The organism is Flavobacterium gillisiae, from assembly GCF_900107635.1.
In the GTDB taxonomy this organism is placed as follows: Bacteria; Bacteroidota; Bacteroidia; order Flavobacteriales; family Flavobacteriaceae; genus Flavobacterium; species Flavobacterium gillisiae.
This window is the reverse complement of the sequence record NZ_FNRD01000002.1, coordinates 47,337-59,835: the sequence shown is the minus strand read 5'-3', so window position 1 is coordinate 59,835 and position 12,499 is coordinate 47,337. Positions and strand designations below refer to the sequence as shown.

The 12,499-nt window shown below is 35.3% G+C and carries 8 protein-coding genes; 7 read left to right on the top strand and 1 reads right to left on the bottom strand.

What is annotated here, in order from left to right; translation table 11 throughout:
* Positions 1 to 63: 63 nt before the first annotated feature.
* From BLV35_RS03785 to BLV35_RS03755, 7 genes are all read left to right on the top strand, one after another.
* On the top strand, positions 64 to 2,274 hold the full coding sequence (locus BLV35_RS03785; protein ID WP_091085001.1) for a TonB-dependent receptor: 2,211 nt from the start codon (positions 64 to 66) through the stop codon (positions 2,272 to 2,274).
* A gap of 439 nt (positions 2,275 to 2,713) precedes the next feature.
* Positions 2,714 to 4,267 carry a cryptochrome/deoxyribodipyrimidine photo-lyase family protein gene (locus BLV35_RS03780; protein WP_245712005.1) on the top strand — a complete coding sequence of 518 codons (1,554 nt, stop codon included), beginning with the start codon at positions 2,714 to 2,716 and terminating at the stop codon, positions 4,265 to 4,267.
* Positions 4,267 to 5,001 (top strand): YqjF family protein, encoded by a 735-nt coding sequence (locus tag BLV35_RS03775; RefSeq protein ID WP_091084999.1) that lies wholly within the window; start codon positions 4,267 to 4,269, stop codon positions 4,999 to 5,001. Before BLV35_RS03780 ends, BLV35_RS03775 begins: the two co-directional genes overlap by 1 nt.
* Positions 4,988 to 5,125, top strand: coding sequence for a DUF2256 domain-containing protein (locus BLV35_RS03770; protein ID WP_091084996.1), 138 nt, complete (start codon positions 4,988 to 4,990; stop codon positions 5,123 to 5,125). Before BLV35_RS03775 ends, BLV35_RS03770 begins: the two co-directional genes overlap by 14 nt.
* 1 nt (position 5,126) lies before the next feature.
* The gene (locus BLV35_RS03765) at positions 5,127 to 6,665 is read left to right on the top strand and encodes a cryptochrome/photolyase family protein (protein ID WP_176980566.1); all 1,539 of its coding nucleotides are present in this window, start codon (positions 5,127 to 5,129) and stop codon (positions 6,663 to 6,665) included.
* Positions 6,662 to 7,960: a DASH family cryptochrome gene (locus BLV35_RS03760; RefSeq protein ID WP_176980565.1), complete on the top strand. Its 1,299-nt coding sequence runs from the start codon at positions 6,662 to 6,664 to the stop codon at positions 7,958 to 7,960. The genes BLV35_RS03765 and BLV35_RS03760 overlap by 4 nt, the downstream gene beginning before the upstream one ends.
* Before the next feature lie 496 nt (positions 7,961 to 8,456).
* Positions 8,457 to 10,553, top strand: a complete 2,097-nt coding sequence (locus BLV35_RS03755) for a prolyl oligopeptidase family serine peptidase (protein WP_245712015.1) — start codon at positions 8,457 to 8,459, stop codon at positions 10,551 to 10,553.
* A 193-nt stretch (positions 10,554 to 10,746) separates the two neighbouring features.
* Here the strand turns inward: BLV35_RS03755 and BLV35_RS03750 are convergent, their stop codons facing one another.
* Positions 10,747 to 12,345, bottom strand: coding sequence for a L,D-transpeptidase family protein (locus tag BLV35_RS03750; RefSeq protein ID WP_091084984.1), 1,599 nt, complete (start codon positions 12,343 to 12,345; stop codon positions 10,747 to 10,749).
* Between the last annotated feature and the right edge of the window lie 154 nt (positions 12,346 to 12,499).

The window sequence follows — 12,499 nt, the reverse complement described above, 5'->3', positions numbered from 1 at the left end:
TAAATAATTTCAATGCAGTTTTCTTTTTAAGATTTCTGTTTGAATACTCTACAATCACTTCTGATGAAAAAAATTATAATTACCCTGTTATTAGGGTTTTCAGCGCTGCTTCATGCGCAAAGTACAGTATCTGGTACAGTAACGAATATGACAAGCCAACCTATAAAAGGCGTTTCCATTTATGCGCCAGAATTACATAAAGGCACTACGACAGATGAAAACGGAAAGTACAGTTTGTCAAATCTTCCTAATGGAAATGTAAAATTGACTTTTACTTTCGTCGGGTTTACAACTGTAAATAAAACAATTAAAGGGCTTCAGCAAGAAAACACACTTGATGTTATATTGGAAGAAACTATTTTCCAAATGGATGAGGTAATCGTTTCTACCGCTTTCAATAAAATACAATCACAAAATGTGATGAAGGTGGAACATGAAACTATCAAGGAATTACAGCAAAAAGGAACAGCAACCTTAATAGAAGGTTTAGCAACTATTCCTGGTGTTTCTCAAGTTTCAACGGGAACTTCGATAGGGAAACCAGTAATTCGTGGATTAAGTGGAAACCGCGTTTTAGTCTATTCACAAGGAGTGCGAATGGAAAATCAACAATTTGGTGACGAGCACGGTTTAGGATTAAACGATGCTGGAGTAGAAAGTGTTGAGGTCATCAAAGGTCCTGCTTCTCTGTTATATGGTTCAGATGCACTGGGTGGGGTTTTGTATTTTAACCCAGAGAAATTTGCCGATGCGAATACATTTAAAGCTAATTTTAGTCAGAAGTTGTTTTCCAATACATTAGGAAGTAATTCCTCTCTTGGATTAAAAACGTCCACTGAGAACTGGAAATTTATCGCTAGAGGTAGTTACAATACGCATTCTGATTATAGAGTTTCAGGAGGAGATCGCGTGACGAATACTCGTTATAATGAAACGGATTTTAAAACTGGAATAGGATATAGTAATTCTAGTTTTTCTTCTGTTCTTCGATACAATTACAACAAACTGGATTTAGGAATTCCAGAGGATGGTATTGCAGCGCAATCGTCAAGTAAAAACACAGCGTTTCCTAGACAAGGGGTATTCAATCATCTGTTGAGTTTAAACTCTATAATCTATTTAAAAGATTCAAAACTAGATGTTGATTTAGGGTATGTTGCTAATGATCGCTCTGAGTTTGAGGATAGCGACATAGCAGGTTTACAAATGAAGTTGAAAACGTTTAATTACGATGCCAAGTATCATTTACCTAAAATGGGTAAACTGGAATCAATTTTAGGAATTCAAGGAATGCATCAAACTAATGTTAATTCAGGTGAAGAATATTTGATTCCAGATGCTACTACTAATGATTTTGGTGTTTTTGGGACTGTTAATTATGAATGGGATAACAACAGCGCGTTACAAGCAGGTTTGCGTTTTGACAATAGAAAAATTACGACAGAGGAACATGGAACTTTAGGGGAAGAAGGCTATTTTAAAGCAGTCGATAAATCATTTGACAGTTTTAATGCTTCCTTAGGGTACAAAACAAATCTTGCTGATGATTTGACTTTAAGGCTGAACCTGGCTTCAGGATTTAGAGCTCCTAATCTAGCTGAATTGACGTCTAATGGCGTTCATGAAGGAACTAATCGCTACGAAGTAGGAAATAGTGATTTGAAGACGGAACAAAATGTACAGTCTGATATTAATTTAGAATACAACAACAGTCATTTTGAGTTTTTTGTAAATGGTTTTTACAATCATATCAACAACTATATTTATACTTCGCCTACAGGAGCGGTATTGGATAGTAATGACGTATTTAATTATATTCAAGACAATGCTATGCTTTACGGAGGAGAAATTGGGTTACATTTTCACCCTCATCCTTTAGACTGGTTGCATTATGAAACTAGTTTTGAAACCGTGACGGGTAAGAAGCAGAATGGGGACTTTTTACCTCTAATTCCTGCGAACAATTGGAATAATACGATTAGAACCGAATTCAAAATTAAGAACTGGTTTGAAACTGGATTTGCTACTTTGAACTTTGCTACTACTTTTAATCAGCAAAATGTAAGCGGTTTTGAAACCGAATCTAATGGGTACACTTTAGTGAATTTAGGCCTTGGTGGTACAGTAAAATTAGGTAAAACAGTTTTTGACGTGAATCTTAACGGAAATAATTTATTTGACAAAAAATACATAGCCCATTTGTCAAGATTAAAAAATGACGGAATCCCGAATATTGGACGAAACATAGTTCTAGGAGTCAATTTTAATTTATAAGGGTTGTAACAAACAAGCAGTTTAATTTTTACAAACCATTAAGAAATTTAGATTCATTAAGTGTTACGCTTAATGTTCTGAATGACTTAATGGTTTTTTTATGGTTATAGGTTTCACAGAGTTTCACTAAGTTTTTTCTTAATTTTTTGTTCCGCAAAGAGTCACAAAGTTGGCACAGAGTTTCACTAAGTTTTTTCTTAATTTTTGTTCCGCAAAGAGTCACAAAGTTGGCACAGAGATTCACTAAGTTTTTCTTAATTTCCCTTAATTTCTTAATGGTTTAAAAAAATCTCTGTGTATCTCTGTGATAGCTCCGCGCATCTCTGTGAAATAACTTTACATAAGCTATTTCTATTTATGATAACATTCTCTATTTAAATTAAGTTTTGTATATTTGTTTAACCTTGTGTTAAAAAGATTAAACAACAAAATAAAAACTGTGAGTAAAACTAGTGTAAATATTGTTTGGTTCAAGCGTGATTTACGATTTGTAGACAACGAAGCCTTGTTTGCTGCACAAAATTCCGGGCTTCCTTTACTATTTGTTTATTGTTTTGAACCAACAGTTATGGATTACGATGATGCAGATGTACGTCATTGGCGGTTTATTTATGAGTCGATTCAGGACTTGCAAACCAAACTCAATCCTATAAATAGAACCTTCTATTATTTTCATAATGAAGTTCAAACTGTTTTCTCAGAATTAGTAAAAAACTACGATATAAAAACGGTGTTCTCGCATCAAGAAATTGGTAACAAAATCACTTTTGATCGGGATATCGCTATGGAGGTTTTTTTCAAAATAAATAATATTGCTTGGAAAGAATCTCAGTTGCATGGTGTAATCAGGAAATTAAAATCAAGACAACATTGGGATAAACGCTGGGAAGAGGTAATGCGCGCAGAGCCTAAAATGAGTGCGGTTCAAGATTTCAATTTAATTCAACTAGAGGATGCGTTTTATAGTTCCATAAAGGGAAATTCGCTTTCTGAAGACATTACAAATCCGAATAAAAACTTCCAAAAAGGAGGTGAAAATCTCGCTTGGCGCTACTTGGATAGTTTTGTAAAGGAGCGTTACGTCAATTACAGCAAGCACATTTCTAAGCCGGCTTTGAGTAGAAAAGGTTGTAGTAGGTTGTCACCTTATTTGGCGTATGGAAATGTCAGTATGCGAATGATTTATCAATATACGAATCAGCATTATGAGAATTCTAAAAACAAACGAGCGATTCTTAATTTTGTTTCAAGATTGCATTGGCATTGCCATTTCATGCAAAAATTTGAAGATGAATGCCGCATGGAATTTGAAAACGTAAATAGAGCCTATGATACTTTGGTTAAGCCAAAGAATGAAACTTATATAAAAGCGTGGCAAGAAGGAAAAACGGGTGTGCCTATTGTTGATGCTTGTATGCGATGTCTGGTTGCAACGGGCTATATCAATTTTAGAATGCGCGCGATGGTAGTTTCTTTCTTTACATTTAATCTTTGGCAAGATTGGCGCGAGTTGCATTTTCTAGCAAGACAATTTTTAGATTACGAACCCGGAATTCATTATCCGCAAATCCAAATGCAATCAGGAACAACTGGAATTAATACCATTCGCATTTATAGTCCCATAAAAAACTCTGAAGATCACGATCCTGACGGCGTTTTTATCAAACAGTGGTTGCCTGAATTAGAGGAAATTCCAGTTAGCTTAATCCATGAACCATGGAAATTAAATCCCATAGAACAACAATTCTATAACTGCGAAATAGGGAAAGACTATCCGGAGCCAATTGTCAATATTGAAGAAACTAGAAAGTATGCCAGTGACATTGTTTGGAGTTTCCGTAAGAAAGACGAAGTGAAAGAGGAGGGAAAAAGAATTTTAAAAAAACACGTGAGTAGAAAGCCAATTTTGCAAAGCAAAAATGTGCGAATCACTCATTCCGAACTTGCTTCGGAATCTGATCTAAACCCAAGAACTAAAAAAACAAAATCATAATGACACTTTTTTTAAAAGCAAACTGGGAAAACATTATAATGGCAAATTATGAAATTGATCCCGCAATATTAATTCCGTTCTTGCCCAAAGGTGTCGAGCTTGATTTATATCGCGGAAAAGCTTATATAAGTTTGGTGGGTTTTATGTTCAAGAAAACCAAGCTTTTTAACGTTCCGATTCCGCATTTTGGAACTTTTGAAGAAATCAATTTGCGCTTTTATGTAGTGCGAAAAGAGGGAAATATCGTAAAACGCGGTGTAGTTTTTATCAATGAAACCATTCCGTATCCTATCGTGGCTTGGATGGCGAATAAATTATATAAAGAGCATTATACCGTGGTTCCTACGAAACACGAAATCACATCAGAAACCAAAAGTAAAAAAGTACAGTTTGAATGGCTTTTAAACAAAAAATGGAATAGCATTTATGTAGAAGCAACCACCGAATCGAAGCCGATGAAACGTGAAAGTTTAGAGAAATTTATATTCGAACATTATTATGGTTATACTAAAATTGACCAAAATAATACGGAAGAATACAAATTGCAACATCCCTCTTGGTTGGTCAATCAAGTGTTAGATTATAAAATGGATTGCGATTTCACAGCGATGTATGGTGATGCGTTTTCGATTTTAAATGCTACAAAACCCGTAGCTGTTTTTATAGCCGAAGGTTCTTCAGTAGGAATAGAATGGAAAAGAAACCGACTCAATTTTGAAAATGAAAAACATTAAAAAACAAAACTTACCGACTAAAAACTGTTTGGTTTGTCAAAGACCTTTTTCTTGGCGTAAAAAATGGGAAAAGGTTTGGGATGAGGTAAAATATTGTAGTGATAAATGTAGAACCAACAGATAAGATGGCAAATAAAACGTTACGATTAGTTCTCGGCGATCAACTAAACAGCAATCATTCCTGGTTTAAAGCTGCTGATAATTCAGTGACTTATGTTATGATGGAAATTCGAAGCGAGACCGATTATGCATCGCACCATATTCAAAAAGTAGTTGGGATTTTTTCTGCAATGCGTAGTTTTAGCAAGGCATTAGAGCTGAATAAGCATCAGGTGATCTATATGTATTTGAATGATGAAGACAATTTGCAATCCTTTGAAAAAAATATTCAAAGCCTGATTGCAAAAGATAATTTTACCCATTTTGAATACCAGTTGCCAGATGAGTTTCGTGTTGATGTAGTTTTAAAAGAACTTTGTAAATCAATCGAGATTTCAAGTTCAGTAATTGATTCGGAGCACTTTTTTACTTCTCGAAACGAATTGGAACATTTTTTTGAAGGTAAGAAAACCTTTGTGATGGAAAACTTTTATCGCATGCTCAGAAAAAAGCATGATGTTTTAATGGAAGGCAATCAACCATTAACTGGCAAGTGGAATTATGACAGTGAAAACAGAAAAAAGTTACCCAAAAATCACAAACCTACGCCGCCATTAGTTTTTAGTAATGATGTTTCAATCGTTCTTGAAGAAATCCATACAACAGATATTAAAACCATCGGAAATATTGATGCTGTAAATTTTGTTTGGCCAATTAATCGAGAACAATCTTTGCAATTATTAGATTTTTTTCTTGTCGAATGCTTGCAATTATTTGGTAGTTTTCAAGATGCGATGACGCCAAATGAGTGGTCTTTATATCATTCTCGACTTTCCTTTTCTATGAATTTAAAGATGATTTCACCACAAGAGGTTATTGAAAAAGCGATTCATGAATGGCATAAAAGACCTGACGAAATAGAGTTTAATCAATTAGAAGGATTTGTACGACAAATCATAGGTTGGCGCGAATACATGCGAGGGATTTATTGGCTAAAAATGCCCGAATATGCCAGTATGAATTTTTTTAACAATAAAGAAAAGTTGCCAGATTGGTTTTGGACAGGCGACACTAAAATGAATTGTTTAAAAGATGCTATAAATCAATCGTTGAATTTTGCGTACGCGCATCACATTCAGCGATTAATGATAACTGGTAATTTTGCGCTTTTGGCAGGAATTCATCCTGACGAGATTGACGCTTGGTATCTCGGAATCTATATTGACGCCATTGAATGGGTTGAAATCACAAATACCCGTGGCATGAGTCAATTTGCTGATGGTGGAATTGTAGGTACGAAACCCTATGTGAGTTCGGCATCTTATATTGATAAAATGAGTCATTATTGCGGTACTTGTTTTTATAGAAAAGAAATTAAAACAGGCGAAAAAGCATGTCCTTTTAATAGCCTGTATTGGAATTTTTATGATAAAAATGAGGATAAATTAGCTAAAAACCCAAGAATTGGAATGATGTATAATGTTTGGAGAAAAATGAAGCCAGAGGCCAAGGTCGCCTTATTAGAACAAGCGGAGTATTATCTAAAAAAAATAAATGAATTATGAAAACGGCGATAGTTTGGTTTAAAACGGATTTACGATTATATGATAATGAAGCACTGATAAAAGCAATTGCTCAAAGCGAAGAAATTATACCTGTGTATTGTTTTGATGATGCCCATTTTGAAACGACCCAATATGGTTTTAAAAAAATAGGAAATTATAGGGCTCAATTTTTATTAGAATCATTACAAGATTTAGATAATAGTTTACGTAAAATGGGTTCTGGCCTTGTCATTTTAAAAGGAAAACCAGAAGTTGAAATTCCTAAAATTGTCGAAGAATATAGAGCTCTAAAAGTTTTTGCCAAACGTGAAGTAGCTTTTGAAGAAAAACAAACTGAAAACTTAGTTCAAACAGCGCTTTTTAAGTTGCGTTGTGAACTGGAAACATTTAGCACTAGTACCTTGTATCACGCCGAAGATTTACCGTTTGCTATAAAAGATATTCCTGATGTTTTTACCACATTTAGAAAAAAAACGGAACTAGATGCAACCGTTCGAGCTGTTTTTAAAGCCCCAATTACAATAACGTCTCCTGAGATTCCTGAAATTATTTTGCCTACTTTAAAAGAGTTAGACTTGCGCTTTTCGTCGATAGACTCTCGTGCAGCCATTCAGTTTAAAGGAGGTGAAACAGAAGCGATGAAGCGATTAAATCATTATTTTTTTGAATCAAAAAGCGTATCGGCATATAAGGAAACTAGAAACGGAATGGTAGGGGAAGATTATTCTTCAAAATTTTCGGCTTGGTTGGCTTTGGGATGTATTTCGCCCAGAGCGATTTATCATGAAATAAAGAAGTACGAAAACGAAAATGAGGCCAACGACTCTACGTATTGGTTGGTTTTTGAGTTGTTATGGCGTGATTTTTTCCGATTTATGTTCAAAAAATACCAAACTAAATTTTTCTTATACTCTGGTATAAAAAGCGACAAAGTAAATTCAAAAGCGCTGAATAAAAAGTTGCTTTCTCAGTGGATAAATGGTACAACTCCTTCTGAGTTTATCAATGCTAATATGCTTGAATTAAAAAAAACTGGTTTTATGAGCAATAGAGGCCGACAAAATGTGGCTAGTTATTTTTGTAACGAACTCAATATGGACTGGCGCATTGGCGCAGCTTATTTTGAGTCGCAGTTAATAGATTATGATGTATGTAGTAACTGGGGAAATTGGGCGTATTTGGCAGGAGTAGGAAACGACCCAAGAAAACACCGTTATTTTAACATTGAAAAACAAGCAAATGATTATGATAAGGACAGTAGTTTTAGGAAATTGTGGTTGCTACAGAATTACTAAATGAATTTCGCACTTAGCTTTTTGAAACATATAAGTTTAAGTGCTGTTTTAGTTTAAATTTTTAACCATTAAGGCATTTAGATTCATTAAGAGTTGCGTTTTATATGCTTATTTTTTAATGGTTTTAAAAAGAACTTTGTACATCTCTGAGTAATTTTTTGTTATGCAAAGAGCTACAAAGTTGACACAGAGATTCGCTAGGTTTTTGTTAATTTCCCTTAATTTCTTAATGGTAAAAAAATTTTGAGTTTCTCTTCGTAGCCTCTAAGCGTTTCTGTGTAACAACCTTCATTCGCAATCTAATAAAGAAAATTTTTGCGACTCTCTGTGTGACCTCTGTGCAGCTCTGCGTAACAATTTTTACCATAACCGAGTAACAAAGCACAACTTTTAACGACTAACCCTACTAACGCTTTTCTTACTACAAGGAAGCCAGGGATTTTCCTTATTTTTGTTAACCAATTAAAAAATAGTAATGAAAAAACTAATTCTAATAATGGCTGTATTACCCACAATAGCTTCTTTTGGACAGAACCAAAAACCAATTCACTACCCAGAAACCAAAAAAGGAGAAACGGCAGATCAATATTTTGACGTCAAAGTAGCTGACCCGTATCGTTGGTTAGAGGACGATCGTTCTGCAGAAACTGCTGCTTGGGTTAAGGCAGAAAACGAAGTGACTTATGGTTACTTGAACCAAATCCCTTTTCGTGATGCACTTAAAAACCGCATGGAGAAATTGTGGAATTACGAAAAAATAGGCTCACCCTCGAAAGAAGGAAACTTTACCTATTATTCTAAAAACAACGGATTGCAAAATCAATCGGTAATGTATAGAAAAGATGCTGCTGGAAAAGAAGAAGTTTTCTTAGATCCTAATACTTTTTCTAAAGACGGAACAACCTCACTAGGAGGAATTGATTTTTCAAAAGATGGCGCAACAGTAGCCTATGCTATTTCAGAAGGAGGAAGCGACTGGCGAAAAGTGATTATTATGGATGCATTGTCTAAAAAAATAATCGAAGACACCTTGATTGATGTCAAATTCAGTGGATTGTCTTGGAGAGGAAACGAAGGGTTTTATTATTCTAGTTACGAGAAACCAAAAGGAAGTGAATTATCTGCTAAAACAGACCAACATAAATTGTATTTTCATAAACTAGGAACTGCTCAAAAAGAAGACCAAGTTATCTTTGGCGCAGACCAAAAGCGTAGGTATGTAGGAGGTTATGTTACTGAGGATGATCGCTATTTAGTGATTTCGGCAGCTAATTCTACCTATGGAAATGAATTGTACATCAAAGATTTAACGGTAGAAAATAGTCCTATAGTTACCATTGTGGATAATTTCAACAGTGATAACAATATTATTGATAGTGATGGAACTAAATTGTTTATAGAAACCGACTTAAATGCACCCAACAAACGTATTATAACCGTGGATGCAGCTAATCCGTCGCCAGTAAACTGGGTTGATTTTATTCCTGAGACTGAGAATGTATTGTCACCTTCGACAGGAGCAGGTTTTTTCTTTGCTAATTATATGAAAGATGCCGTTTCGGTGGTTAAACAATATGATTATAATGGGAAACTAGTTCGTGAAATTCAATTGCCGGCTGTAGGAACAGCAGGAGGTTTTGGAGGAAAGAAGAAAGAGAAAGTTTTATATTATTCTTTTACTAATTATACTACGCCGGGAACGATTTACTCTTTTGAACCGAAAGCAGGAAAATCAGGGGTTTATGCACAGCCAAAAGTAGACTTTAAAAGCGATGATTTTGAATCCAAACAGGTTTTTTATACTTCCAAAGACGGTACTAAAATCCCAATGATCATTACTTATAAAAAAGGATTAAAATTAAACGGTAAAAACCCAACTATGCTTTATGGTTATGGAGGTTTTAACGTGAGTCTAACTCCAGCTTTTAGCATTGCTAATGCGGTGTGGATGGAAAATGGAGGCGTTTATGCCGTGCCAAGTTTAAGAGGTGGTGGTGAATATGGGAAAAAATGGCATGACGCAGGAACTAAAATGCAAAAACAAAATGTATTTGATGATTTCATCGCAGCGGCCGAATACCTGATTGCTCAAAAATATACTTCCTCAGATTTTCTTGCCATTCGTGGTGGGTCAAATGGTGGTTTACTAGTAGGGGCAACGATGACACAGCGTCCAGAATTGATGAAAGTCGCTTTGCCGGCAGTGGGAGTGATGGACATGTTGCGTTACCATACTTTTACCGCAGGTGCAGGTTGGGCTTATGATTATGGAACCGCGCAAGACAGCAAAGAAATGTTTGAATATATCAAAGGATATTCTCCAGTACACAACGTAAAATCGGGAACACATTATCCCGCAACTATGGTAACCACAGGGGATCACGATGATAGAGTAGTTCCGGCGCATAGCTTTAAATTTGCAGCGGAGTTACAGGAAAAACAAACAGGAACGAACCCAACATTAATCCGAATTGATGTAAAAGCAGGTCATGGTGCAGGAAAATCAGTGGCGGCAACCATTCAGGAGAATGTAGATATCCAGGCATTTACGCTTTATAATATGGGTTTCAAAGCATTGCCAAAATCGAAATAATTTAGATTTTATTTGGAGCTATTTCCTGCTTTTCGCTGTATCTCTTGTTGTCTCGTAAAAACGAGAAAACAAGAGGATGCCGCTTCAATCAGGGCTAGGGCATAGATACACAATAAGTTTTTTTTATACACAAAACGCCAATCGAGAGATTGGCGTTTTGTATTTGCACTAACTATAACTGAATTCGTTTTTTTTATAAATCGGAAAGCAATATTTTAGACAAGCGCTCGTCATGTCCGTAGATATCTTCATAAAAATAGATTTGCCCCTCGCGATCGACCCAGGCGGTAAAATAACCTATATATACGGGTATTCGAGTTTTTAGATTATAAGTTTTCTCGACTTCTCGATTCATGGCTGCATCTATTTTTTCTACAGTCCAATTGGTATCACCTTCTAAAACTTCGATTGCTAAATCTCTTGGACGCGCTACTCTAATGCAACCATGGCTAAATGCCCTTTGTTCCTTGTCAAATAGCGTTTTTGATGGGGTGTCATGCATATAAATAATATGAGAGTTTGGAAAAACAAATTTCACTTTACCCAATGCATTTTGTTCTCCCGGCCTTTGTCGCACGCGGTTTCCAACCCATTCCATATCGTGTTTGGCCAGATAGTTGCTGTTTTTGGCAATAGCTGGCAAAATTTCTTTTCTTAAAATACTTGGGGGAATATTCCAGTACGGACTAAATACAATTTGGTTCATTTGACCGCTAAAAACGGCTGTTTTATTCATGGATTTTCCCACGACCACTTTCGAGACGAGTACAGGCTTACCTTCTTTAAAATAGGTAAGGGTAAAAGAAGGTATATTGACCACTATCGATTGTTCCGTTTTTGTCAAACCGAGGGAAATCCATCTCGAGCGCTCCATGTTAACCATAAGAGTCTTTATACGCTCGTGAACGTTAATATTCATACTGCTGATATGTTTGGGCAACAATAAGGAATCGGTCGTGAATGCATTACGCTCTTTGTATTTTATGATACCTGCTAATAGCTCATTGTCAAATATGTTTTTTTGAGAATCAATTTTTAAGTCTCGGGTGATAAACAAGCGTTTTCTAACTTGTAAGATAACATCAGAAGTATCTCCAGGTTTCAGCGATTTTATTGTTTTTGGAAAGACAATTGGATCCCAGCCTCCATTTTTTTCAATGTCGCGGTAATTTTGAAGTACATCTTTTAAAAGATAGTATTGACCGGGAAGGTCTTTAAGTTGTTTGTTAATCAGGCTCGGATCTTGGAGTAAAGAGTCTAGTCGATTCACATACGATTGTTTTTTTCGAGGAAGGTACCAACCCAGTTCTACAGTTTGTTTTGCATCTAATCCCTTGAATACACGATTAGCATAAAAAAAATAAAGAGAAGACATCAGCAATTCAACTTCTACATCTGACTTTTCCATATTTTCTAGGTCCTGAAAAATGGTTTGTAATTTCTCCGCATAAGGCACACGAGTTTTTATTCCTTCCTGCTCTAAATTATTGACTTTGTTGTATAACAAAGAAGCAAACTCATTTATGCCGTTGCTGTCATACCAAAGGAACTCGTAATTGTGTTTTCTGTAGAGTTGGATAACTTCTGGTTTTAGGTATTTGAACTTTGGGTATTTATCAAAAAAAGGAGCTACTAAAGTACTGTCAAAAGGAATCGGGGGAAAGGAAGGAATTTTTTGGTAATCGAGAGCAGCACAAATAGTCGAAAGACTACTTGCTTTTGCCGTAGTTGAAAATCCCACTATTAGCAAGCAGTTTAGTAGAAAAATAGAAATGACAAGTATGCGTTTCATGTCAATTAATTTATAATTATAAATATACAAAAAAACGAAGAGATTTTAGAAGTGTTGAATTGTTATAATCTTTACTGAAAACCTAAAATAGTTATACCTAACCTCAGTCGTTTTAAAATCAAAAGGACAAAATAAATTTGTAAGGTATTTGTTT